The organism is Streptomyces sp. NPDC093149, from assembly GCF_044754145.1.
Lineage (GTDB): Bacteria > Actinomycetota > Actinomycetes > Streptomycetales > Streptomycetaceae > Streptomyces.
Map to the genome: position 1 here is coordinate 55863 of NZ_JBIVON010000019.1, position 23086 is coordinate 78948.

20 protein-coding genes and 4 pseudogenes are annotated in these 23086 nt (G+C 69.1%); 14 read left to right on the forward strand and 10 right to left on the reverse strand.

Features of this window, described 5'->3' with window-relative positions; genetic code table 11:
- Positions 1-458: 458 nt before the first annotated feature.
- Both ACIQCZ_RS35780 and ACIQCZ_RS35785 read right to left on the reverse strand, forming a co-directional pair.
- Positions 459-1220 (reverse strand): ABC transporter permease, encoded by a 762-nt coding sequence (locus ACIQCZ_RS35780; RefSeq protein ID WP_402289060.1) that lies wholly within the window; start codon positions 1218-1220, stop codon positions 459-461.
- Complete coding sequence (locus ACIQCZ_RS35785) at positions 1210-2142, reverse strand: ATP-binding cassette domain-containing protein (protein ID WP_402289062.1); 933 nt, start codon at positions 2140-2142, stop codon at positions 1210-1212. Before ACIQCZ_RS35785 ends, ACIQCZ_RS35780 begins: the two co-directional genes overlap by 11 nt.
- A gap of 167 nt (positions 2143-2309) precedes the next feature.
- On the opposite strand from ACIQCZ_RS35785, the gene ACIQCZ_RS35790 reads away from it, so the two are divergent.
- From ACIQCZ_RS35790 to ACIQCZ_RS35825, 8 genes are all read left to right on the forward strand, one after another.
- Positions 2310-3581 carry a sensor histidine kinase gene (locus tag ACIQCZ_RS35790; protein WP_402289064.1) on the forward strand — a complete coding sequence of 424 codons (1272 nt, stop codon included), beginning with the start codon at positions 2310-2312 and terminating at the stop codon, positions 3579-3581.
- A gap of 99 nt (positions 3582-3680) precedes the next feature.
- Positions 3681-4355, forward strand: a complete 675-nt coding sequence (locus ACIQCZ_RS35795; protein WP_402289067.1) for a response regulator — start codon at positions 3681-3683, stop codon at positions 4353-4355.
- 203 nt (positions 4356-4558) lie between these two features.
- Positions 4559-4945 carry a DUF6207 family protein gene (locus ACIQCZ_RS35800; RefSeq protein ID WP_402289145.1) on the forward strand — a complete coding sequence of 129 codons (387 nt, stop codon included), beginning with the start codon at positions 4559-4561 and terminating at the stop codon, positions 4943-4945.
- 71 nt (positions 4946-5016) lie between these two features.
- Positions 5017-5223 carry a hypothetical protein gene (locus tag ACIQCZ_RS35805; RefSeq protein ID WP_402289070.1) on the forward strand — a complete coding sequence of 69 codons (207 nt, stop codon included), beginning with the start codon at positions 5017-5019 and terminating at the stop codon, positions 5221-5223.
- A 276-nt stretch (positions 5224-5499) separates the two neighbouring features.
- On the forward strand, positions 5500-5865 hold the full coding sequence (locus ACIQCZ_RS35810) for a hypothetical protein (RefSeq protein WP_402289072.1): 366 nt from the start codon (positions 5500-5502) through the stop codon (positions 5863-5865).
- 573 nt (positions 5866-6438) lie between these two features.
- Positions 6439-6918 (forward strand): HIT family protein, encoded by a 480-nt coding sequence (locus ACIQCZ_RS35815; RefSeq protein ID WP_402289073.1) that lies wholly within the window; start codon positions 6439-6441, stop codon positions 6916-6918.
- 184 nt (positions 6919-7102) lie between these two features.
- Positions 7103-7762: a class I SAM-dependent methyltransferase gene (locus ACIQCZ_RS35820; protein ID WP_402289075.1), complete on the forward strand. Its 660-nt coding sequence runs from the start codon at positions 7103-7105 to the stop codon at positions 7760-7762.
- 410 nt (positions 7763-8172) lie between these two features.
- Positions 8173-9069, forward strand: coding sequence for a phosphotransferase (locus tag ACIQCZ_RS35825; protein WP_402289078.1), 897 nt, complete (start codon positions 8173-8175; stop codon positions 9067-9069).
- Positions 9070-9092: 23 nt separating this feature from the next.
- Here the strand turns inward: ACIQCZ_RS35825 and ACIQCZ_RS35830 are convergent.
- Positions 9093-9934, reverse strand: a pseudogene (locus ACIQCZ_RS35830) (IS5 family transposase).
- A gap of 362 nt (positions 9935-10296) precedes the next feature.
- On the reverse strand, positions 10297-12501 hold the full coding sequence (locus ACIQCZ_RS35835) for a WD40 repeat domain-containing protein (protein ID WP_402289081.1): 2205 nt from the start codon (positions 12499-12501) through the stop codon (positions 10297-10299).
- Between the two features lie 769 nt (positions 12502-13270).
- Here ACIQCZ_RS35835 and ACIQCZ_RS35840 point away from each other — a divergent pair.
- Positions 13271-13645, forward strand: coding sequence for a hypothetical protein (locus tag ACIQCZ_RS35840; protein ID WP_402289148.1), 375 nt, complete (start codon positions 13271-13273; stop codon positions 13643-13645).
- A gap of 33 nt (positions 13646-13678) precedes the next feature.
- Here ACIQCZ_RS35840 and ACIQCZ_RS35845 read toward each other — a convergent pair.
- Positions 13679-14109, reverse strand: a pseudogene (locus ACIQCZ_RS35845) (ATP-binding protein); the annotation flags it as partial.
- 123 nt (positions 14110-14232) lie between these two features.
- On the opposite strand from ACIQCZ_RS35845, the gene ACIQCZ_RS35850 reads away from it, so the two are divergent.
- Both ACIQCZ_RS35850 and ACIQCZ_RS35855 read left to right on the forward strand, forming a co-directional pair.
- Positions 14233-14850 carry a GNAT family N-acetyltransferase gene (locus ACIQCZ_RS35850; protein WP_402289083.1) on the forward strand — a complete coding sequence of 206 codons (618 nt, stop codon included), beginning with the start codon at positions 14233-14235 and terminating at the stop codon, positions 14848-14850.
- 220 nt (positions 14851-15070) lie between these two features.
- A complete protein-coding gene (locus ACIQCZ_RS35855) occupies positions 15071-15592 on the forward strand; it encodes a hypothetical protein (protein WP_402289086.1) in 522 nt (173 codons plus the stop codon).
- Positions 15593-15961: 369 nt separating this feature from the next.
- Here ACIQCZ_RS35855 and ACIQCZ_RS35860 read toward each other — a convergent pair.
- The 3 genes and pseudogenes from ACIQCZ_RS35860 to ACIQCZ_RS35870 form a co-directional block, all read right to left on the reverse strand.
- Positions 15962-16171: pseudogene (locus tag ACIQCZ_RS35860) on the reverse strand (nitroreductase family protein); the annotation flags it as partial.
- Between the two features lie 70 nt (positions 16172-16241).
- Positions 16242-17507 (reverse strand): FAD-dependent monooxygenase, encoded by a 1266-nt coding sequence (locus ACIQCZ_RS35865; protein WP_402289088.1) that lies wholly within the window; start codon positions 17505-17507, stop codon positions 16242-16244.
- 182 nt (positions 17508-17689) lie between these two features.
- Entirely contained in the window at positions 17690-18547 is an 858-nt protein-coding gene (locus ACIQCZ_RS35870) for an alpha/beta fold hydrolase (protein ID WP_402289091.1), read from the reverse strand.
- A gap of 241 nt (positions 18548-18788) precedes the next feature.
- Here ACIQCZ_RS35870 and ACIQCZ_RS35875 point away from each other — a divergent pair, with 241 nt between their 5' ends.
- The 3 genes and pseudogenes from ACIQCZ_RS35875 (at position 18789) to ACIQCZ_RS35885 (ending at position 21218) form a co-directional block, all read left to right on the forward strand.
- Positions 18789-19733: a helix-turn-helix domain-containing protein gene (locus ACIQCZ_RS35875; RefSeq protein WP_402289094.1), complete on the forward strand. Its 945-nt coding sequence runs from the start codon at positions 18789-18791 to the stop codon at positions 19731-19733.
- 20 nt (positions 19734-19753) lie between these two features.
- Positions 19754-19903: pseudogene (locus tag ACIQCZ_RS35880) on the forward strand (IS5/IS1182 family transposase); the annotation flags it as partial.
- 274 nt (positions 19904-20177) lie between these two features.
- A complete protein-coding gene (locus tag ACIQCZ_RS35885; RefSeq protein WP_402289096.1) occupies positions 20178-21218 on the forward strand; it encodes an SDR family NAD(P)-dependent oxidoreductase in 1041 nt (346 codons plus the stop codon).
- Between the two features lie 160 nt (positions 21219-21378).
- On the opposite strand, the gene ACIQCZ_RS35890 is transcribed toward ACIQCZ_RS35885, so the two are convergent.
- The gene (locus tag ACIQCZ_RS35890) at positions 21379-22206 is read right to left on the reverse strand and encodes an isocitrate lyase/phosphoenolpyruvate mutase family protein (RefSeq protein WP_402289098.1); all 828 of its coding nucleotides are present in this window, start codon (positions 22204-22206) and stop codon (positions 21379-21381) included.
- A gap of 189 nt (positions 22207-22395) precedes the next feature.
- Positions 22396-22908, reverse strand: coding sequence for a methylated-DNA--[protein]-cysteine S-methyltransferase (locus tag ACIQCZ_RS35895; RefSeq protein ID WP_402289100.1), 513 nt, complete (start codon positions 22906-22908; stop codon positions 22396-22398).
- Positions 22909-23086 lie beyond the last annotated feature (178 nt).

A 23086-nucleotide genomic window follows, 5' to 3' on the forward strand; every position in this document is an offset into this window, starting at 1 on the left:
CTACAAGGACTTCCGGCCGCCTTGCGATCGCACGCACTGGACGACACTCCCCACGGGGCAAACACTGCCGGTCACGGCACTAGGCCCCGGCGCCACCTCGTCCCGTCGAGCCACCGACTGCGGTGGCTCGACGGGACGAAGGCGCTCAAAGCCGGCCCCGGTCCCGTGCGTGCCAGCCAAGCACCACGCGCCGATGCCCGAGCGCGCACGCCAGGCGGTGGCCGTCGCGTGCCAACCGACGTTTCCTCCACGATGACCAGGGGTCAGTGGACTTCTTGGCTCTGTCGCGGGTGAGTCGGACAGGTCGGCTGCGAAGGCCCCGATCGGCCGAGCACCGGCGCGGACAGACTCTGCCCTGGTGCAGACGGCCTGTCAGGCCGGGACGGGGAAGGAAGGACCGGTCGTGACGGCGGCCCCGGCAGGATGAGGCACCACGCGCGGGGCCGATTGGGCATCGTTCAGCTGTCACGGCTTCGCAGAGTGAGATAGCCGGCCAGCAGGGCGGCGGCGGCCCAGGCAGCGAGGATCAGCAGCCCCGTTCCCGGGCTGAGGTCCGGATCGGCCCTCATGACCTCGGCACCGCAGTGGTCAGGCAGGTAACGGGCGGCAGTACGCAGCGCCGGGATGACGTTGGCCACCGGCGAAAGCACGAAGACGAAGGCGAACAGCAGCGAGAGCGCGAGCGCCGTACTGCGCAGCATCGTCGCGATACCCAGCGAGAACAGACACATCAGGGTCAGATAGAGGCAGGCCCCGAAAGCCGCGCGAAGCGCTCCGGGGTGACTCAGCTCGACGCCGTGCGGGCCCAGGGCCGCCTGGGAGGCGAGGAAGGCGAGGAAGGAGGTCGGTACCGCCACGACCAGGGCCACCGTGGTGGCGGCGATGATCTTGCCGAGGTAGAAGAGGCCGCGGCTGGGTACCGCGGCGAGCGAGGTGCGGATCATGCCGCTGCCGTACTCGGCGCAGACCAGCAGTACCGCGAAGGCGATCAAGGCCAACTGGCCGAACTGGACGCCGACGAAGCCGGCGTCCACCGGATTGAAGTCGGGGCGGAGCATACTGCTGCCCTTGTCGATCGCCGAGCGGGCCGAGGCGCCGTTCAGCACGCCGATCCCGATGCTGACGATCAGTGCGACGAAGAGCGGGACAAGCGTCGACCGGACCGTCCGGATCTTGGTCAGTTCGGCCCGGACCACGGCCGTCGGGGAGTTAGCGGACATGCCCGCTCCTTCCCGTGAAGGCTCCGGCCCGGTACTGAGCGGCGTCACTGGTGAGGCGGAGGAAAGCGTCCTCCAGGGACGCCGTACGGGTGGCCAACTCACCCAGGACGAGTCCGGCCTCGGCCGCGATCCGACCCACCTTCTCCGTTCCGGCGTCGTCGACGACCACGGCGCCGCGCTCCTCCTGGTGCGCCGTCAGTCCGGCGCGGGCCAGGACGCCCAACAGCCGGTCCGGCTCGGAGGTACGGACCAGCGCCTGGGAACGGCAGTTGGCGGCGATGAAGTCGTCCATGCTGGTGTCGGCAAGCAGCTGGCCGAGCCCGATCACCACCAGGTGCTCGGCAGTGATCGCCATCTCGCTCATCAGATGGCTGGACACCAAGACCGTTCGGCCCTCGGCGGCCAGCCCCTGCAGCAGCGTGCGGACCCAGCGCACGCCCTCCGGATCGAGGCCGTTGACCGGTTCGTCCAGCAGCAGCACCTGAGGGTCGCCGAGCAGCGCGCCGGCGATGCCGAGCCGCTGGCCCATGCCGAGCGAGAAGCCGCCGGCCCGGCGGAAGGAGACGGACTCCAGCCCCACCATCGAAAGCACCTCGCGGACCCGGGCGCGGCCGATCCGGTTGGTCTGGGCGAGCCAGAGCAGGTGGTGGTAGGCGGTGCGGCTGCTCTGCACGGCCTTGGCCTCCAGCAGCGCACCGACGTGCCGCAGCGGCTCACGCAGCTCGTGATAGGCCTTGCCGTCGTAGCGGACATGGCCCTTGTCGGGGCGGTCCAGTCCGAGCATCATCCGCATGGTGGTGGACTTACCGGCCCCGTTCGGGCCCAGGAAACCCGTCACCCGGCCGGGTCGGACGGTAAAGCTGAGTCTGTCGATCGCGACGGTGTCGCGATAACGCTTGGTCAGTTGCTGTAGTTCGATCACGCCAGCAGGCTGCCGTGGAGCGACCCCGCGGCACATCAGCCGGCGATCCGAACCTCCACCTCCACCGGGCGGTGGAGGCCGCGCAGCTCCATCGTCGCCGTTTCCTACCGCGGTCGGTCATTCCCGCGGCTGAGGCGCCGGTGTGGCCGAGCGCCTACTGTGACCGCATGGCTCAACTCCCGCCGACCTGGCTGACGCTGTACCGAGGCGGTGCCGTCCGCCCCCTGCGCCAAAGCGAGTTGGCAGCCGTTGACAGCCTGGTGGCCGTGATGCTGACCGCGCTCTTCGTGGCTTTGCCCGGCCCGGAGTGGAGCGCCTACGGCGGGTGGCCGGTTCGGATCGCGCTCGCGGCCGCGATGGGGCTGCCACTGGCTCTGCGGCGAGCCCGCCCGGGTGTGGTCTGCGCGGTGGTCACGGCGGCCTCGGCGGTGGCCGCGGTGGCCGGCGCCGTCCGGGAGCCGTGCCTCGCGGTGGCCTTCGCGCTCTACCAGGTGGCCGTCACCGCCCCGGCCCGGCGGGTGCCCACCCCGGTGATCGGGACGGTGAGCGTCGGCGTGTTGGTGCTGGCCCTGATCTCGGGTTCCCCCGACGGTATCGGACAGGACCTCGTGCTTCACCTGGCTGGCATGGCGCTGGCCGGGATGGCCTGGGTACTCGGCCGAGCGGTCCGCGAGCGGCGTGCGTATGCCGCCCGCTCAGCCCGGCGGGTCGTGGTGGAGGCCGTCGCCGAGGAACGACTGCGGATCGCCCGCGAGCTGCACGACATCGTGGCGCACCACGTCGGGGTGATCGCGGTGAAAGCAGGCGTGGCCAACCATCTGCTGGCCACCCACCCGGAGGGCGCCGGTGAGGCCTTGCGAGTGATTGAGACAGCCAGCCGCTCGGCTCTGAACGAGATGCGGCAGATGCTCAGTGTGTTGCGGGCCGGCGAGTCCGAGCCGGAGGCTGACAGCGTGGACGGGCTCCGGCCGGCGCCCGGGCTCGCGGCGCTGCCTGAGTTGGTGGCCGGTGCCAACGCGGCCGGACTCATCGCCGAGCTGCACACCGAGGGGACTGCCAACCTGCCGCAGGGGGTGCAGAGTTCGGCCTACCGGGTGGTGCAGGAGGCCCTGACCAATGTACTCAAGCACGCCGGGCCGACCAGCTGCCGGGTCGAGCTGGTCGCCGACGGGCGGGAGCTGCGGATCGAGGTGACCGATGAGGGTGTCGCCGCGGGCCGCAGCGCCCGCCGACCGGGCCAGGGCGGGCGCCTGACCAGGCACGGGCACACCGAGGCACCTGAGCACGGGAGGGGGCACGGCCACGGCCTGATCGGCATGCGGGAGCGGGTCGAGTTGTTCGGCGGACGGTTCCAGGCCGGGCGGCTTTCCCGAGGCGGCTTCGCTGTCCGTGCCGAACTGCCCTACCGAACCGCGGAAACCGCGGGGGAGGAGACCTGAACAGGACCGGCATGATGAATCCGACCGGGGCCGGAGCACCGGACCGGCCGGGCAGGCGTCCCACGCCCGCGCGGAACGACTGAAAGTGTGGAGGACCGTGTGACCAAGCCCGTCCGCGTCCTGGTGGTGGACGACCAGGCGCTGCTTCGTGGCAGCTTCCGGATGCTGATCGACGCCGAACCCGGTCTGACCGTGGTCGGCGAGGCGGCCGATGGCGCCGCTGCGGTCGAGTTGGTTGCCGAGCAGCGGCCCGATGTGGTGCTGATGGATGTGCGGATGCCAGGGACGGACGGCATCGAGGCCACCCGGACGATCTGTGAGCGGAACCCGGGTGTGCGGGTCCTGATGCTCACCATGTTCGACCTGGACGCGCACGTCTTCGCGGCACTACGGGCCGGAGCCGCCGGGTTCCTGCTCAAGGACATCCCGCCTGCCGAACTGCTGCAGGCGATCCGGGTGGTGGCAGCCGGGGAGAGCCTGCTCTCGCCGAGCGTCACCCGGCGGCTGATCTCGGAGTTCTGCCGTCACCCGGCCACCGAACCGGCCGGTCCGCCGCCCGCACTGGACGGTCTGACCGGCCGGGAGCGACAAGTGCTCGAACTGGTCGGCGTCGGACGGTCCAATACAGAGATTGCGCAGGAGCTGCACGTCTCCGCGGCGACGGTGAAGACGCACCTGAGCCATCTGCTGGGCAAACTCGGCGCCCGGGACCGGGTCCAGCTGGTGATCGTCGGGTATGAGAGCGGCTTGCTCACCCCACGCCACCGCGTCTGACCGGCCGGTGCCGTCCCTCGGATCGAGAGCCCCCTGATAGCGGCGATTCGCCGCGGGCACGAAGCGACACCCACCCCGGGAAGCCGTGAGCCAGCAGAAGCCCCATGCGGGTCATCGTCTCCGTGCCGCTGCTGCGGTCCGGCTCTCGCCTGATGACTCCAGAACGGCGCAACCCGCCCAGCCCGTGCGACGTGGTGCTGTACATGGACCCGATCAACGAGGTACACGTGAAGGAGCCAGGGCTGGTCGTCATCGATGTCGCGGCCGCCTGCGGCGTTCCGGGGCAGATGGGAAGCCCCGTGCGGTCACCGACCCTCGCGGTCACGCAGATCGTGCTCGGTCCCGGCGACCGCCGGACCCCAGGTCTCCTGCAAGCGGGAGGCAACCAACGCTGCAGCTTCCTGCGCCGTGCAGGAAGGCACCGTCCTGGAGCGTGTCTGACGGGTCGCGTCATGCAGACCGTTCCCACCCCCAGAGCTGCCATCGCTCCGCGGTCCGCCCCGCCTTCCCAGTCGGCCGCGAAGGCCTTGGGCGGGCCGGATCAGCGGCCCCGCTCCCGACAGCCATGTCACCAGAATGGCGCAGCATGATGTGCCACTCACATGGGCGAAGCTCAAGCTGGCTAGTGCCCCACCGAGGCAATCCGTGAAAGGGGAACCAAATGCGCATTCGACGAATCCTCGCCGCCGTCATCGCCACGGCAGCCCTCGCCGGACTCGGACTCACAGGCGCCGCCACCGCCACCGCACAGGGTGCCCCATCCGTCGTCAGCCCTTCTGAGTGCAGGCAGGGCGGCGGAGAGCCCCGGATCGACTTGCCGGGCAACCCCTGCGTGGGCGGTACGCACAACGGGGAGTCGGTCGACTAACCCCCCCCACAAGGCGCCCCGCGGCCACGCGCCACGCGCCACGCGCCGCGGGGCGCTCCCGCGCGAGCGGGGAGGCCGAGTACGTCGTCATCGACGTCAATCGGCTTCTCGCTGCTGCTGGTGTGGCCGGCTTGGCGGAGCTGCGGATCGACGTGAACGACGATCTCGCCGCGAGTGCTGCCGACATGCTGGAGGGAGCGCAGCGCTGATCGCGAACATCCATCGTGTGAACGTGCCGCCGCTCGATCAGGCGAAGGCAATCCAGGAGCTGGTGGGGTGCATGGCTCGCAGGGCAAGGTGGCCAAGCGCCTCGGGAAGACTGCCGCGTGGGTTTCGCAGCGCCTTGCGCTTCTGGAGCTCACGCCAGAGCTGCAGGACAAGGTGGAGGCGGGCGAGCTGAAGGTGGAGCCCGCTCGCCGTATTGGTCGGCTGCCGAAGGAGCAGCAGGCGGCAGCGGCGGCGGAAACCGTTAACGCCGTTAATACCTCTGCCGCGGAGGCGGCCGACGAGACCTCGGCTGCCCCGACCGTTAACGCCGTCAATAGTGGGGGGAGTGCCTGCCGGATCGGTTCCGCTCGATATCTCTCCGGTGTCTCCCGCGGATGTGGTGGACGCGCTGGTCGCACGGCTCTCTCCGACTGACCTTGCGGCGGTTGCGGAACTGCTGCTGGATCGACTCGGTGACGATCACAGCAACGCTCCTGGTCGAGAATCAGCGATGGTGTAGCCCTGCCGACGTAAAAAAGCGGCCCGCGCCCTGGGAGTACCAGGGCGCGGGCCGCTTTGTGGTCAGGGTGCCTCGGTGGTCTCGATCTCGTACAGGTCCGTGGTCGTCATGCGCTCGCTCCGGTGCTGGTGGGGCCGGCCGTCTTGAGTACACGTGGCAGATGGACATGGAGGTGTTCGACGTCGACCTGGCGGCCGCGGTCGCGAAGTGCTCGGGCAAGGAGTTCAGTGAGACCGCTTGCACTTTTCCGAACTAAGACCGACCGGCACATGGGGGGTGGGAGAAGGAGCGGGGCTGGGTGCGTGCGTCTGCAAGGCGGAGGAGGGAGGCAACGCGGAGCATTGTTGACCGACGACAACGCCGCAGATGTGCGTGCCCAGCCCCGCGACGCCGCCCCCCATTTGCCGGTCGGTCTAAGGAAATGGCGGTCGACCGTGACGCCCCCACATCCTCTGACAGGGGGGATCGCGGCCGGGTAGGTTCTGGCCATGGTTGATGACTGGCGGATGGATCGGATCGGGAGTGCCCTGCGAGGCGAAAACCCCGCAGTTCTGCGGCGCTTGAACGCGGGGTTCGCAGCGATCGGCGATGTGCAGTTCCTCTCGGGCTACTCGGTGCTCCTGGTGGACGATCCCAAGGTGGAAAGACTGTCGGACCTGCCAAGGGACAAGCGGTTGGCCTTCCTGTCCGACATGGACCAACTCGGAGAAGCAGTAGAGCGAGTATCCCGTTGCATGGACACGGCCTTCCGACGGGTCAATCTGGAGATCCTGGGCAACACCGACGGGTTTCTGCATGCGCACGTATGGCCCCGGTTCGAATGGGAGCCGACCGACTTGGTGCAAATGCCGGTGTGGCTCTATCCCCGCGACAGGTGGACCGACAAGCAGTACTCACTCGGCCCGCAGCACGACCCGCTGCGCAAGGCAATCGGAGACGAGCTGGACCGCCTGCGCTCGGCGAGCTGACGGCAGGCAAATCATGAGTCGGCCATCTTCAGCAAGCGGGGGAGGTGGATGCGGAGGTACTCGACGGCGATCTCGCGGCTCCGGCCCCGCAGCGCTCGCGCAAGGAGTTCTGCACGTGCGCCGGCCCTTTTCCGGACTAAGAAAGTGATCACGTGGGCTGCGGGCCCTCACTAAAGTCGCCTGCATGCCTGATCTCTCCTACCTCGCCGCCGTCCGGGAGTCGTACGACACGGTCGCCTCCGACTACTTCGAACAGGTCAAGTCTCCGGCGGAGCTGGATCCGCTGTCACGAGGGATGCTGAACGTGTTCGCAGAACTGGTGCGAACGGCCGGCCTCGGGCCCGTCGCCGACCTGGGATGCGGGCCCGGCAAAGTCACGGCCTACCTTGCCGAGCGGCAAGTGCCTGCCTTCGGCATAGACCTCTCGCCCGCCATGGTCGAGCTGGCCCGTAGTGCCTACCCAGATCTGCGTTTCAGCGTCGGCTCGATGACCTCGCTCCCGATCGAGGACGACAACCTCGGAGGCATCCTCGCGTACTACTCCACCCACCACACACCACCGACGTTGCTGCCGGTGGTGTTCGGCGAGTTCCATCGCGCTCTCGCGCCTGGCGGCTGTTTGATGCTGGCCGGCCACGTAGGGGCCGGCCAGCATCTACGCCCCACACAGGCATACGGCGGTCATCCGGTGTCTTACGAGTCCTACCTGCTTCCGCCTGATCGGATTGCCGAACTCCTGAAGCAGGCCGGGTTCGTCCTCACCGCCCGTCTGGTGGAGGAACCCAGCGAAGGGGCTGAAAGGACTTTCGCCACCTTTCTTGCCCACAAGCCCGAACGGCCTTGAGGCTCGAATCCGTCTGGGGTGGCGAAGCGGAGTCGGCAAGGACGGGCAAACCGAGGTCGACCAGCTGTGGTCGGCCGTCGGCCGGGGCCCGGCCGAGGCTGTTGAGCCTGGCGGTGGCAGCGTCGAAGCTGACCTGGCACCCCTCGACTTCTCCGAGCCAGCTGTTGCCGCGGGCTTCGCGGATGCGTTCGCGGAGGTTCTGGATGATCTCGATGAGACGGCCCCGTTGGCGGGGGCCGATCTGGAGGACAGGGCAGCGGATGCAGGCTTCTCTGAACATTGGGGCCGTGCCAGAGCCTCTGATCTGCAGCTCTCTGAAACCGAATCGGTGATGCCAGAGGAATCACAGCGAGATGTCTGCCCCGGAGAGCAAGACCGCTCCGCCCGCCGTCTCAGTACTGTGGCTTCGCATGACTGGCACCGAGATCGAGATCACTACAGACCTGGTCCGCGACCTGCTGCAGGAGCAACACCCAGACCTTGCGGGGCTGGCCATCCGCGAGGTGGCGGGCGGCTGGGGCAACCAAATGTGGCGCCTCGGGGACGAGTTGGCCGTGCGCATGCAGCGTATGGACCCCACCCCGGAGCTCCAGCTCAAGGAGCGGCGGTGGCTCCCCGTGCTCGCCCCGCGCCTGCCTCTCCCGGTACCGGTCCCGGTGCGGTTCGGCGAACCGTCCGTGCGCTTTCCCAAGCACTGGACCGTGATGACGTGGGTTCTCGGCGAGCCGCTGGACCACGGCTCGATCAGCCGCGGCGCCCACGCGGCCGACACGCTGGCGGGCTTCCTCCAGGCGCTCCATGTGGAGGCGCCCGCCGAGGCGCCGATCACTACGGACCGCGGTGACCATCCCAGGAACTGCACGGACAGCTTCGAGAACTTCTTCCAGGCCGTTGCCCCCGACGACATCGCTGCCGACGTCCGGGCCGCCTGGGACGACGCCGTTGAGGCCCACGCATGGGAGGGCCAGCCGGTGTGGGTGCACGGCGACCTCCATCCCGCGAACGTCGTCGTCTCGGACGGAACGCTCTCGGGCATCGTCGACTTCGGTTGCCTGTTCGCCGGCGATCCGGCGTGGGACCTCGCCGCCGCATGGGTGCTGCTACCCGCGGGCACGGCCTCACGGTTCTTCGACACGTACGCGCATGCAGACGAGGCGGCGATCCGGCGCGCCCGCGGGCTGGCCGCTATGAAGAGCCTCTTCCTGATGCTCATGGGGCAGAACGGAGATCGGGGCCTTCCCGGCGGCAAGCCGAACTGGGGACCTGCAGGCCGGGCGGCGCTTGATCGTGTTCTGAAGGGCGTTTAACAACTCGCGCGAATAGGCGGGTGTCATGGTCGGCGGTGGGGGCGTGTATCCCAGCGGTGGGTGGTCCAGGTCTGGCGGATCAGACTACGGACGGTGATGATGGCGTCGGCGAGGTCGAAGAAGGCGTCGATGACATGGATGCGCCGTTCGTAGCAGCGGGTGAGCCGGTGAAAAGCGTTCTGCCAGGCATGAGTTCGCTCGACATGCCACCGTCGGGTGGCCTGGATGGGTGCGTTGGTGCCTTTCTGGGCGATCCGGCTGCGCAGCCCTCGCTCGCCGAGCAGGGTGCGGGACTTGTCCGAATCGTATCCAGCGTCGAGGTGCACGCTGATCTCGTCGGGCAGCGGCCCGAGCTCTTCGAGGAGGTCGAGGGTGGGGGCGAGGAGGGGTGAGTCGTGGCGGTTGGCGCCGGCCAGGACGCGGCCGAGGGGGATGCCGTGGCCGTCGGTCATGCCGGGGCGTTTCATGCCCTGCTTGCCCCGGTCGACGGGTGAACGTCCGGCCGCTTCACCCCCGCCGGGGGCCTTGGTGATGACCCCGTCGATCGCGATCTGGTCCAGGACGAGACCGACGACGCGGTCGTAGGCGTCGAGTGCGATCTGCTTCAGCCGGGCGAACAGGCCCAGGCGTATCCACTCATCGCGGCGGCCCGGATCGTGCTGGCCGAGCAGGTGGCATCCGCGATGGCCTCGTAGGAGCAGCCGAACCGCAGGACCTGCAGGAGCTTGTCGAAAACGGTCCGGTCGCTGATCCGTCGACGGTGGCAGCCCAATGGGTGGGTGGGATCGAAGATGGGCCGGTTCGGCAGGAGAGCGGTGAACTGGTCCCACAGCGGTTCGGTCAGCCACGACGGCAGTACAGGCACATCACTCCTTAACGGTCGTACGGCACCGTGAGTGCGGTGATCGCGGTGCTGGTGGTGTTCGGACGATGAGCCGCAGTCGTATGAGGGCGGGGCCCCAGGGGGTGTGGGCCGTGGTGGCCCAGGGCACCCTGGTGGCGTGGTGCGACGTTCGTCCCGGTTCTTCCGGCTGAGCTGAGGTGAGGGCTGCGGCGGTCGAGGGTATGCATCCGGCCCACCCTCCGCCTGGCCCGCAGGTTTCTGCCGCCGCGGGTGACGTGTGCTCTTTGCTCCGATCCGGTTGTGCTGAGCGGCCATGCCCCCTCTTGGGGAGCGTCGAACGGCACGACAGCGTCGCTTGGTGAAGTTCGGCGCGGTGTCTGGGATCAACAGGGGGAGAAGCGAGCGAGTTCCCAGTCGAAGCCGACCATCAGCCCTCCGTCCGGTGTCACCGTTACCGCGTGGACAGGCAAGGGGAACGGCAGGAAACCGATTTGCTGGCTGCTAGTCAGGTCCCACATCCGCAACGTGCCATCCCAGCCGCTGGTGACTGCGACTGGCAGGCCATCCACCGCCGTCGTCGCCACCGCCCACACCGCGCCGGTGTGGCCGGTCAGGGGCCCACCGACCTGCTGGCCGGTGCTCAGGTCCCACACCCGCACCGTGGCGTCGGCGCTGGTGGTGACAACAACCGGGTGGCCATCCACCACCGCCGTCGCCACCGCGTTCACCTGAGCGGTGTGGCCGGTCAGGGGCTCGCCAACAGGTTGGCCGGTGGCCAGATCCCACACCCGCACCGTGGCACCGGCGCTGGTGGTGACTGCAACTGGTCGGCGATCAACCATTGCCGCCGCCATCGCCCACACCGGTCCGGTGTGGGCGGTCAGTAGCTTGTTGATGGGCTGACCGGTGGTCATGTCCCACACCCGCACCGTGGCATCGGCGCTGTGGGTGACGGCGACGAGCCCGCCATCTACTACCGCCGTGGCCACCGCCAACACCGGGCCGGTGTGCCCGGTCAGGGGTTCGCCGACCTGCTGGCCGGTGGCCAGGTCCCACACCCGCACCGTGGCATCGGCGCTGCCGGTGAAGGCGACCGGGCGGCCCTCCACCACCACCGTCACCACCGCCAACACCGGGCCGGTGTGCCCAGTCAGGGGCTCACCAATGGGCTGGCCAGTGGCAAGGTCCCGCACCCGCACCGTCCCATCCCAGCTGCCGGTGACGGCGACGAGTCGGCCGTCTACTACCGCCGTGGCAACCGCCAGCACCGTGCGGGTGTGGCCAGACACGGGGTGGCCGACCTGCTGGCCGGCGGTCAGGTCCCACACCCGCACCGTCTTATCGCGGCTGCCGGTGACGGCGACGAGTCGGCCGTCTACTACCGCCGTGGCAACCGCCAACACCGTGCGGGTGTGCCCGGTCAGGGGTTCGCCGACCTGCTGGCCGGTGGTCAGGTCCCACACCCGTATCGTGTTGTCGTGGCTGCCGGTGACGGCGACGAGTCGGCCGTCTACTACCGCCGTGGCAACCGCTTCTACCCAGCTGGTGTGGCCGGTCAGGGGTTCGCCGACGGGCTGGCCGGTGGCAAGGTCCCATACCTGCACCGTCCCATTGCTGGTACCGGTGACGGCGACCGGGCGGCCCTCCGTCATCGCCGTCGCCACCGCACCCACCCCACCGGTGTGACCGGTGAGAAGTTCGCCGACCTGTCGGCCAGTGGTCAGGTCCCACACCCGCACCGTCCCATCGCCGGTACTGGTGACGGCGACCGAGCGGCCGTCCACCACCGCCGTCGCCACCGCAAGCACCGCGCCGGCGTCACCAGTCGGGAGCTTTCCGATGGGTCGGCCAGCAGCGAGATCCCACACCCGTACCGCGCCGTCCCGACCGCCGGTGACAGCGACCGGCCGACCCTCCAGCACCGCTGTCGCCACCGCCTGCACCCGGTCGGTGTGGCCGATCAACGGTTGGCCGATCTGCTGACCGGTGGCCAGGTCCCACACCCGCACCGTCCCATCCTCGCCGCCAGTGACGGCAATCGAGCGGTTGTCCACCACCACCGCCATTACATACACCCAGCCGCTCTGGCATTCCAGGGGCTTGCCGATCTGCTGGCGGGTAGCCAGGTCCCACACCCGCACCACGTCGTCGTCGCTGCCGGTGACAGCGATAGGCCGGCCGTCCACCACGGCCGTCGCCACCGCACGCACCCCGTCGGTGTGCCCGGTGAAGGTGTGCCGGAGCTGCGGGGCAACCAGGCCGCCCGTGGCCCAGTCCACCCCCCACCGCGCCGCCGCCTCGTCCTCCACCGGCACAGCCGCGAACCGCGCCGCCAACCCGCGGTCCCCGTACCGGGCCGCGTCCAACGCCAGCAACTGCCGCCGCACCCCCGCGTCAGCATCCCGGTGCAGATGCGCTGATGCCCGGTACACCGCGGCCGCCAACACCTCCTCCCGGCCCGTCGCGCCGTCCAGCGCTGCCAGAACCCGTCCCGGGTCGGCGTTCACCAGCCACTCCGGATCGGTCAGCCGCTTGTCCACCGCCGCAGCCTCACGGCCCCGACCGCCACTTTGTAGATCATCAGACATGACCGGTACGGTAACCGCCCCACTCAGGCCAACCTGCTCGTCTATACGCACCGAGGCCAACTCCAGTAATAGACGCGTACTTCTACGCACGCCCCCCACCAGCCCCACCTCTGGCCACCAGACAGCCCACGCCGACGTGCAGGGACCAGGCCACCATCACACCCCAACCACCAACACCCAGCACCATGAACAGAACCGCCTCGCCTGTCGGCCGACCACAACGGCGGCCGTTCCAACCACCCTCAATGATCACAGTGAGTAGCGGCCTCCCGGGCCGCGGCAAGACCCGACCGGTTCCCCCAACCCGCACCTATTCGCGCGGGTTCTAATACGCGCTACTTCGAACTTGCTCTCGATCTCGGTTGAGGGCCGTGCGGCAGCCCACCTTCGTGGGTTCATCGATCACCACGCGTAATGGGGACGCCAAGTCCACGGCCGTATGCTGCCCGTCGCAGCCTTGCTGACGGAGTTGGCCGATACCGGTGAGCGGAAATCCTGGAGTGGCTATCAGGCGTCGTTCTGGGCGGTGCTGCTGACCTTCTCCGGCGCCGAAAGCGATCGGCCTGCGTCCGATGGACCACGTCTGCCTTCGGGTGCGGCGCCCATGCAGTGGTCGCCCGATGCCAAGCGGCGCTACTTCGAAAGCCGTCATGCCCTCCGTGTCGGCGTACGACCCAAGCTCCCCAGCCGTGTACGGATGAACGTCCCCAGCTATGTTGCGGGAAGCAGCACGGTTGAGATCGTCAGGCTGGCCGGAGACACGCACACGATGAGTCGTAGCGCATCGCCCGAATCTTTCGAACGAGCTTGGGACGGGCCGTGGTTTCGGGTTCGCATGGAAGCCTTCGAGGCATCGTTCCTGCGCAGCTCGGACGAGGAGTTGGACTCGGTGTGCAACGTCGATGTCTTCGTGGACCTCAAAGACGGCTCCCGGTGGAGCGCGACTGTCTTCACGGTCGCCGAAGTCGAACGCTTGATGGAAACCTGGGCAGGCGGCGACGAGGCTCTCGGCGGCCGCTACTTCTGGGTCTCAGACGGCCTGATCGTCCGGGATCCCGGTATCGACAACATGACCCATGTGATCGCCGGCCTGATCGAGACGGACGAGTTCGCCAGGATCTTCCAGCGACTCGACAGCGAGTGACCACGCCCTCGGGCTTGACGAAGCAGCGTGACAGGCCACGTCTGTGTCCTGCTCGATGGCCTTGAGCCGGTTCTTCAGCCGGTAGCTCGGTCCGTTGATGGAGATCACGTCGCAGTGGTGCAGGAGGCGGTCGAGGATGGCGGTGGCGAGGACTTTGTCGCGGAACACCTGTCCCCATTCACTGAAGGTCTTGTTCGAGGTCGGGATGATCGAGCCCTTTTCGTAATGCTTTGAGATGGCCTGGAAGACCAGATTCGCTTCTCCGTGTTCGAGGAGCCCACCTCGTCGACCACGAGGACGCCTGGCCGTAAGTAGGTGCCCGGCTTGTTGGCCAGGCGCCCGGCAGCTTCGGCGGCTTTGAGGTTGCGGACCATGTCGTCGAGGCTGGTGAAGTAGACCGAGTAGCAGGCCCGGCAAGCCGCAGCGACGAGAGAGACGGCGATACGCGTCTTGCCCACCCCCGGCGTTATCGCTGGTTGGATTGCTGAAACCGCTCAACATGGCTGCGCATGACGTTCCTCCGATCGATGTGAGGTGGCCCGAGGAACTCGTTTGCCGAGACAACCAGCTGCGTTGAGAATCGCTTTGTGAATGATCATGCGCAGGCAGACTTTTCCGTCAAACCCACGCTTGTTGGGGAGAGGGTGCTCCTGCGCCCGTTCCTCATGGACCAGGACGCTTCCGTGCTTCGCTCGTTGCTCCAGGATCCGGAGGTGGGCCGCCTGACCGGCAGCAGCCATGGATCGGCAGATCGTGAGCCTTGGGACGAGGCCGCTGAGGAACGGATGCATGCGTGGTATGGCACCCGCCACGAGCAAGCGGACCGGCTGGACCTGGCCGTCGTCGAGCGGGCGACCGGCGCCTGCGTGGGCGAGGCGGTGCTCAACGAGTGGGACAGCGGCAATCACAGCAGTAACTTCCGGATCGCGCTGGCTGCGGCTGGCCAAGGCCGGGGGTTCGGGACCGAAGCGGCGCGGTTGATCGTCGGATATGGCTTCGAGGACCTCGGTCTGCACCGGATCTCGCTTGGGGTGTTCGCCTTCAACCCGCGTGCCCGACGCGCCTATGAGAAGGCGGGGTTCGTCGTGGAGGGCGTCCGACGCGACGCGCTGCTGTATGACGGTGCGTGGGTGGACGACATCGTGATGTCGATCCTCGCTCCCGAATGGGAGCGTCACCGCGGCCATCCGAAGGCTGCCCAGTGATGACGCCGTATTCTGCTGGGCAGGACATCAGCAGGGTCCGATGACTCGGACTTGTGGCAGTGGGGTGTCTCCGCCGCGGCGGGCGAGCTCGCGGTGGAGGTCGAGGTTCTCGCCGTAGGCCTGTTCGAGCGCGTCCCGCGGCGCGTCCGGCCGCCCGCGGCCGCTCACCAACACCGGCGAACGCTATGTGTCCACCGGTTACGGTGAGGGCAGGACCGAGGTGCCCATTGACCGCCCTGAGCTCGGCCGTCCTGCCCTGGTGGAGGTCGATGTCACTGGCGAGAGCATCTTCGACGTTGCGCCCGTAACGCGCACCGAGGATCGGACCGATACCGGCTACGAACTGGTCTCCATCTTCAGGGACGAAAACGGGTACCACGGCCGTCGCTACCTGCCCGCGGACTTCACCCACCTGCGTGTCACTACCACCGGCGGCGACGACCACCGTTGGTCGATCCGCCTCGCCCCGCTGTCCGCCGCGACCTTGCTCGCCTCTGAACACCACGGCCAGGGTGACGAGGTGCTCCGCTACGACGGCGGCCCGGCGGTGCTCACCATCCAGTTCCCATACGACGGCTCGTGGGAGGTCGGATACGTGTGCCAGTGCCTGCGGTCCGGTTCTGACTGCGATTGCCCCCACCCGCATGGCCCGAGAACACCCCTGGTGACGACTGGGACCTTGTCGTCTTCGGGACGGGCGACGGGCGCCGTACGCTGCGTCTGCCCCGCCCCGGCTTCTTGATCGTTGAGGGCCGCGGCTCCTGGTACCTGACCACCCAGCCGCTGGACATCCCTCCGCCGTCCCCGCCCCGGCGCGGGCGGCACCACTGATCCAGCAGGGCCGGAGCGGCGCAGCCGGCGTCCGCCCCGGCGCCGGCACCGTCGGAAAAGCCGGGAGCCCACACAGTCGAAGAAGTCTTCCCCCGATCTCGCATCGGCGCTGCCCTACGGCACGTAGTCATGCGCGCCGTTGCACGGCCGACTCGGCAGAGCGACGGTTCGTTGTGAGGAGTGCGGCGAGGCGTGCACGGTGTCCGGGTCGTCGGGCGCGGCCCGGTCCGCGTCGGCGGGGGAGTGGATCAGGTCGAACACGGCGGTGCCCCAGCCGGTGTTGGGGGCCGGGATCGCCGGCCGTCGCGCGCCTCTTCAGCTCGGCCAAGGGCTCGCCGGTCACGACAAGCACATGCCAGGGTTGGAGGTTCCCCCTCGACGGAGCCCGCGTCGCTGCAGCCAGCACTCGTCCGAGTACCTCCTTGGACACCGGCTCATCGCTGAACGCCCGCACAGCCCGGCGACTGTCCACGGCCTCATATACATCCACGTCTACTCGTCGTTGGGCTACTTCTTGACCGTTCCGCAAGCTGGCTCGGCAGCAGGGCGGCGAGCACTCCTCACTCCATCCCGAGGCCGTCTCCGCGGTCGCCCGCGAGGCCGCCCCGACCTCCTGATGGGGCGGGCGACGGCGGGTAGTCGTCGACGGTCACGGAGTTGTAGAGTCGCGCGCTCTTGGTAGTGAGGCGGACGAGGGCGCGGCTGGGGCCTGCGGGCAAGGCGGAGATCAGGCGCGCGCCCTGGGCCAGTCCCCACACGCCGAGGCGGGACGTGGGGATCAGGGTCTTCGCCGCGCTCAGCGCGACCGCGCGGCTGCCGCGCACGTGCTCCGCCATCACGCGCTCGTAGGCGGGGAAGGCGCGCTCGTGGTCGCCGCCCGCCCGTGCCAGCTCTCCGGCGAGGACGTACGCTCCGACGACGGCCAGGCTGGTGCTGCCGCCGACGGCCGGACCGGGGCAGTAGCCCGCGTCGCCGACGAGCGTCACCCTCCCCCGCGACCACGTGTCCATGCGGAGCTGGGTGATGGAGTCGAAGTAGAACGCCGGGGTGCGGTCGAGCTCGTCCAGCCAGCGGTCCACGTGGGCGTGCATGCCGGCGAACGCACCGCGCAGCAGCTCCTTCTGCCGGGGCACGTCGCGGTGGTGGTAGTCGAGCTCGCGCTCGCTCCGGAACAGGAACAACGCCCGCGCGTCGCCGAGGTGCCGCGCGCCGTACATGCCGGCAGTGCGGCCGACGCCGACGTGGATGAGGAGCTCGCCGTCGAGGCCGGAGACGTTCGGCAGGGTCAGCACCCCGAGGTAGGCCCCGATGAAGGCGTTGAAACGGGACTCCTCGCCGAAGACGAGGCGGCGCACGTTGGAGTGCAGCCCGTCCGCGCCGACGACGAGGTCGAAGCGGCGCGGCGCGGCGTTCTCGAACCGCACCTCGCCGTCGGGCGAGATCGCGGTGATCGAGTCGCCGAAGACGTACTCGATGTCGTCGCGTGCGGCGTCGTAGTAGATCTCGCTCAGGTCGTCGCGCATGATCTCCATGTGCCGGTCGGAGGTGGCGCTGAAGACCTTGGAGAGGTCCGCCCGGACGGGACGCCGTGAGCCCTCCCGGTAGACGGTCATCCGGTTCGTGCCGGTGGCTCGCTCCTCGACACGCGGGAGCACGCCCATCTTCTCCGAGATGTTCATCGCGGGCCGAAACAGGTCGACCGCGTGGCCGCCGGTCTTGCGCGGAGCCGGCGCGCGCTCGACGACGGTGACGGAGAAGCCGTGCCTGGTGAGCCAGTAGGCCAGAACCGGACCGGCGACGCTGGCGCCGGAGACGAGAATCCGCATGACACCCCTCCTTCTTTTCATTCAGACCGACCGGCAAATGGGGGGCGGCGTCGCGGGGCTGGGCACGCACATCTGCGGCGTTGTCGTCGGTCAACAATGCTCCGCGTTGCCTCCCTCCTCCGCCTTGCAGACGCACGCACCCAGGCCCGCTCCTTCTTCCACCCCCCATGTGCCGGTCGGTCTCAGTCCATCCGTACGGCGTGGATCGCGGTGAAGGCCAGCAGGGGGGTGGCGGTCCGCGGCGGATCCTCGAGCAGGGGCGAGTGCCCGAGACCGGGCAGCAGCTCGACCTGGGAGCCCGGAACGGCGCGGTAGTCGGAGGCGGATGAGGATCGCCATCTGCGGTCGTCCTCGCCGAAGATCACCAGTAGCGGCTTGCCCAGAGCCGTCAGCCGGTCCGGCAGCGCCCGCTGCTCAAGGTAGGAGCGGGTGGCCCGCATCGTCGTGGTGAACGTGTGGGAGGTCATACCGCGCACATCGTCCAGTAGCGCTTCTGGGATCTGGTAGCCCGCGCGGCTGAAACCCGTGCTCGCGAACCGCCGGAGCTGCTCGTCGGTCGGCGGCCACTGCGAGGGGCCGGCTGCGGCGGACTCCGGTGCGATGAAGGCGTCCAGGCTGGGTCCGGTGTTGACGAGCGCGAGCGCGGTCACCAGGCCGGGCCGCTCTTCGGCGAGGGCGGTGGCGACCGCGCCGCCGCTGGAGTGACCGACGACCACGGCGTGCTCGACGCCGAGCCGGTCCAGTACCACGCCGGCCCGACGTGCCTGGTCCGGGAGCGCGTAGCTGTGGTCGGCCGGTTTGGCCGACCGGCCGTGCCCGAGCAGGTCTATCCGGATGACGCGGTGAGACCTGGTCAGCAGCGGAACCATCGGGCTCCACGACCGGGCCGAGGATGCGGACCCGTGGATGAGCAGGAGTGCGGGGGCGTCGCAAGGGCCGTCCTGGCACACGTAGATGTCGCCGTCGTCCAGCGACAGGGTTGAACTCCCGGTGGCCTCGGCGCCGCCGTTCGCGTACGGATCGCCGTCAGAAACAGTCATGAGCCCACTGTCTCCGCCGGAACGCGCCGGTGGATTGGACGATTGTTCCCCTCAACCGGCTCACCTAAGGGCTGTCCCGTAACCCCTGGCGGAGCAGCGCGCGGCGTCGGATGCGGTGCATCGCAAGGCGGAGGGGCATCCGCATACTGGATGTATGTGGACGTTCCGACAACGCGGCGAGGTGCCGTAGCTGTCGTCGTGCGCCCGCCAGGGGTTACGGGACAGCCCTTAGCATGGGGCGATGCGGACCTTCGGGCACGGTGCGGGTGTGTGGGGCGTCGAGTGCCCGCAGCGGTCCAGCCAGGTGACCGGTGTCACCATGGCCGGGTTCCATGTCCCTGACCTGGAAACGCTCCGGATAGTCCCGCACCCGACCGTGACGCTGCTCCTGGAGTTCGGCGCCGGTTCGCCCGTCCTTGACTCTCCCGCAGGGGGGCAGCAGCGGGGAAGCATCGTCGCCGGGCCCGGGCTCGGGTCCGGAGGCGCGGTCCGGGCGCGGGGAGAGAACGTCGAGTGCGTGCAGGTGCGCCTGTCCCCGGTGATCGCACGCGCGATTCTGGGCGCCTCCCCTGCCGATCTCGACGGCGCCGTCGTGTCGCTGGGCGACCTGTGGGGCCGGGAGGCGTCACGGATCCGCGAGCAACTCGGCGATGTCTCGTCGTGGCAGGATCGCTTCGTGTTGACGGACGCGCTGCTTGCCCGCCGGCATGAGGCGGGGCCGCCGGTGGACCCGGAGGTGGCCTGGGCCTGGCACCGGATCGTCGTCAGCCGTGGAGTGACCCGGGTCGACGAACTCGCTGCCGAGGTCGGGTGGAGCCGTAAGCGGCTGTGGTCCCGGTTCCGGTCTCAGCTCGGCCTGCCGCCCAAGCGTGCTGTGAAGCTGGTCCGCTTCGACCATGCCGCCCACCGCCTGGTCGCGGGTGAAGGCGCGGCCCAAGTCGCGGCCGAAACCGGCTACGCCGACCAGTCCCACCTGCATCGGGACGTCATGGCGTTCACCGGGGCAACCCCCGCGACCGTGGCCGGCGAGCCGTTTCTCGCCGTTGACGACATCGCATGGCCCAGCCGCGGAACAACCGCCATGCTCGCGTCTCCAGGGACCTACGGCTCGGTCACCGGCCGGAGGCGAGATGGCTACCGCTGTGAACGTCGCCGACCGTCGGGCTCCTGCAACCGTGCGTCGTGAAGCTCAACTTCACCGGCAACCCTGGGCACTCCAACGGGGCCCTGACCATCGTCGCCACTGGGGTTCCACTCGCGGCCACGCTGACGGGCGGCAACCGCAATGACGTGACCCGACTGGTCCCGCTGCTCCAGGCAGTCCCGCCCGTGCGCGGCAAGCGTGGCCGGCCCCGGTAACCGCATTCCTTAGGGGTTCTAAGGAAACGATCAAGAGTGAGGGCTCGTTGTCCCTGAGCGTCCCAGTTGGCCATTGTGCTCCGGTTGGCCAACGTGACGCTCAGCGGCGCGGTGCGGCGATGGGCCGGCACCGCGTCGGCAGGATGTCGGCCGTCCGGCGGGACTGTCGGTGATCCATAGGCGATGTGTCGGTGGCCGCTGCAACCGTGGGTGTCGAGTTGCCCGAGGGAGCAGCTGCAACCGCCTTCAACAGCAAGGGAGTCCCGTCGCCATGTCGCCCACCCCGCCCTGGAATGTCCAACGACTGCCGGGTGCCGATGGCCGCTTCTTCCTGGTCACCGGCGGCAACGCCGGCATCGGGTACTTCGTCGCCGAGCAGTTGGCGGCAACCGGAGCCACCGTCGTACTCGGCAGCCGGAGTCCCGCCAAGGCCGAGGTCGCCACGGCCTCGATCCGTGCGCGTGTCCCCGGTGCACGGGTGCGGGCCGTACGGCTGGACCTCGCCGACCTCTCGTCGCTCGAAACAGCGGTGGAATCAATGGAGGTGGAACGCCTTGACGCGGTGGTCCACAACGCCGGCGTCGCGCTCGACGACCCGCCGCGCAGGGAGACCAGGGACGGTCACGAGCTCATGTTCGGCACGAACCACCTCGGGCACTTCGTCTTGACCCAGTGGCTGATGCCGCTGCTGTCGGCTGCGCCGGCGGCCCGCGTTGTGACCATGGGCAGCTTCGCGGCGAAGTCCGAGCGGCTCGACCTGGACGACCTGCAGTCCCGGAAGGACTACCAGCCCAAGCGCGCCTATGGACGCTCCAAGTTGGCACAGATGCACTTCGGCGTCGAACTCGATCGCCGCCTGCGTGATGCCGGCAGCACGGTGGCGAGCGTGGTGGTCCATCCCGGCGGCGCGCTGGACTCCCTCACCCCGTCGCGGCCACCGGTCCATGTGCGGACTACCGGCGCGCGGCTGAGCGCGGCACCTGCGGCCCTCCTCGTCCAGGGCAAGCACGCCGGCGCGTGGCCCGCGGTCCGGGCGGTGCTCGACCCGGCCGTGTGCGGAGGCCAGCTGTGGGGACCGCGCGTCTTCGGACTGCGCGGCGAGCCCCGACGCGAACCGGTGTGGAACCACCTGGCCGACGCCTCCGTTGCGGCACGGCTGTGGGACGCAAGCTGTGATCTGACCGGCGTCGACCTCAGCGCCATGTCCGGACAGCTCAGGCAGGCGCGCGGTGGCCAACAGGTTGTCGAGCAGGTCGCGGGTGGCAGCCGACCCGGCAGCAACTCGCGAGCACCTGGAGTTCTTGGAGACTGAGATGCAACGGCGGTCGCCGGTGCGGCAGGGTGCCGCATCACGGTGATCGGGACGGCCCCGGCCTACGAGCACGGAGGGGGCGGCGCACGCGCGAGGCGTGGCGGGCTGAACTGTGGATGGGGTGGGCGGCCCGGGCGCCGGCCGCCCGCCCCGGCCTGGGCTACTTCGCGAACTTGTCGTTGAACGCGAAGTAGTTGATGGACGCGGCCATGGCCTTGTCCTGTCCGGCAAGGAACGCGCGGGCCGCGTCGGCGGCGGCGGTGTAGGCGACCTGGGCGATCGCCGTGCCGGCGGAGTACCGGGACACACCGGCCTCGCGCAGCTGCTCGGGGGCGGGGGCGCCGGGCAGCCACATGGCGTTGACCTTCAGGCCGGTCTCGCGCGCGACCGTGCCCAGCGCGTCGAGGTCGAGCAGGCCGGGGACGAACAGGCCGCAGGCGCCGGCTTCCCGGTAGGCGTTCCCGCGGGCGATGACGTCGGCCAGCCGGCCGTCCTCGTCGCCCACGCCGAGGAGGAACACGTCGGTGCGGGCGTTGATGAACAGGTCGACGCCGGCGTCGTCGGCCGCCGCGCGGGCGGCCGCGATGCGCTCGGTGGCGGCCGCGGTGCCGTAGAGCGGCCCATCGGTGGCGCCGGAGTCCTCCAGGTTGATGCCGACGATGCCGGTGGCCAGGAATTGCGCGATCGTCGCGCGCAGGTCGCCGGCACTGTCGGCGTAGGCATTCTCGACGTCGGCGCTGACCGGCAGGTCGGTGGCCGCCACGATGCGTTCCAGGTTCGTCAGCACGTCCGCCTCGGCCAGCGAGCGGCCGTCGGCGACGCCCTGCGACCAGGACTGCGCGCCCGAGGAGGTCGCGATGGCCGTGGCGCCGGCCTCGGTGGCAAGACGGGCGCTGCCGGCATCCCAGGCGTTGGGCAGCACGAGGAAGTCGTCGTGCAGGCTCCGGAACAGCTCGGCACGCTCCTGCTGGGTTCGGATGTCGGACATTTGTCGTTCTCCTTCCGGACCGAATCTCGGCCACATCTGGGAGACGCGCCCCGGCCTGTAAACGTGAGGTGCCGGGACAAAAAGTCTTTAAGAGCTGTTTTCCGGTCACAGTCCACGACCGGAACACCGATACCAAGCTTCGGTGGCTGTGCGGCGCCGCCAGCGCCGCACACAGAAGGGGAGGCGCGGCTAGAACAGTCGTCCGGCCCGTGTCTCGGCCGGCTCCTCGAGGTCCAGCAGGGTCTGTTTGCGTTCGAGCCCGCCGCCGAATCCGGTGAGTTTGCCGCCCGCGCCCACCACCCGGTGGCAGGGGATGACGATACTCACCGGGTTGCGCCCCACGGCCTGGCCCACGGACTGCGCGAATCCTTTGCTCCCCAGCTCGACCGCGATGTCGCCGTAGGTGATCCGCTTGCCGTACGGGATCTCCCGCAGCTGCGCCCAGACCTGCTCCTGGAACTCGTCGCCGTTCGTCACCGCCGGAACGTCGAACACCTGCCGCTTTCCGGCGAAATACTCGCCGAGCTCGCTGTGCGCCTGTGCCAGGACCGGATCGGCCGATGTGTCGGCGCGGCGGCCCCATGCCGAGGGCGGGGGCGTGTACCGGTAACCCTGGAAGTACAGTCCCACCAGCGCGTCGTTACCGGCGACGACCAGGAGCGGCCCCACCGGGCTGTCCACATAGGCGTGTCGGACGTCCATTTTGATCTCCTGCCTGCAAGGTGCTGCCTGTCCCGTAGTGAAGACGCGCGGGTGCCCTGAAACGTGAGACGTATTCCGGCCGCGACCGGCCGGGCAGGACGGCGAGGCCGCCGAAGGCTGCGGCCAGGGCCGGATTCTCGAAGGACGTGGATGCGCGGGATCACGAGGCGTGCATGGA

Bases quoted from the DNA above. Each gene is read 5' to 3' on its own strand.
- ACIQCZ_RS35840 (WP_402289148.1), top strand. From the start codon at position 13,271: ATGAGTCGTAGCGCATCGCCCGAATCTTTCGAACGAGCTTGGGACGGG.
- ACIQCZ_RS35865 (WP_402289088.1), bottom strand. From the start codon at position 17,507: ATGCGGATTCTCGTCTCCGGCGCCAGCGTCGCCGGTCCGGTTCTGGCC.
- ACIQCZ_RS35825 (WP_402289078.1), top strand. From the start codon at position 8,173: ATGACTGGCACCGAGATCGAGATCACTACAGACCTGGTCCGCGACCTG.
- ACIQCZ_RS35875 (WP_402289094.1), top strand. From the start codon at position 18,789: ATGCGGACCTTCGGGCACGGTGCGGGTGTGTGGGGCGTCGAGTGCCCG.
- ACIQCZ_RS35780 (WP_402289060.1), bottom strand. From the start codon at position 1,220: ATGTCCGCTAACTCCCCGACGGCCGTGGTCCGGGCCGAACTGACCAAG.
- ACIQCZ_RS35885 (WP_402289096.1), top strand. From the start codon at position 20,178: ATGTCGCCCACCCCGCCCTGGAATGTCCAACGACTGCCGGGTGCCGAT.
- ACIQCZ_RS35870 (WP_402289091.1), bottom strand. From the start codon at position 18,547: ATGACTGTTTCTGACGGCGATCCGTACGCGAACGGCGGCGCCGAGGCC.
- ACIQCZ_RS35820 (WP_402289075.1), top strand. From the start codon at position 7,103: ATGCCTGATCTCTCCTACCTCGCCGCCGTCCGGGAGTCGTACGACACG.
- ACIQCZ_RS35800 (WP_402289145.1), top strand. From the start codon at position 4,559: ATGGACCCGATCAACGAGGTACACGTGAAGGAGCCAGGGCTGGTCGTC.
- ACIQCZ_RS35805 (WP_402289070.1), top strand. From the start codon at position 5,017: ATGCGCATTCGACGAATCCTCGCCGCCGTCATCGCCACGGCAGCCCTC.
- ACIQCZ_RS35835 (WP_402289081.1), bottom strand. From the start codon at position 12,501: ATGTCTGATGATCTACAAAGTGGCGGTCGGGGCCGTGAGGCTGCGGCG.
- ACIQCZ_RS35890 (WP_402289098.1), bottom strand. From the start codon at position 22,206: ATGTCCGACATCCGAACCCAGCAGGAGCGTGCCGAGCTGTTCCGGAGC.
- ACIQCZ_RS35895 (WP_402289100.1), bottom strand. From the start codon at position 22,908: ATGGACGTCCGACACGCCTATGTGGACAGCCCGGTGGGGCCGCTCCTG.
- ACIQCZ_RS35790 (WP_402289064.1), top strand. From the start codon at position 2,310: ATGGCTCAACTCCCGCCGACCTGGCTGACGCTGTACCGAGGCGGTGCC.
- ACIQCZ_RS35815 (WP_402289073.1), top strand. From the start codon at position 6,439: ATGGTTGATGACTGGCGGATGGATCGGATCGGGAGTGCCCTGCGAGGC.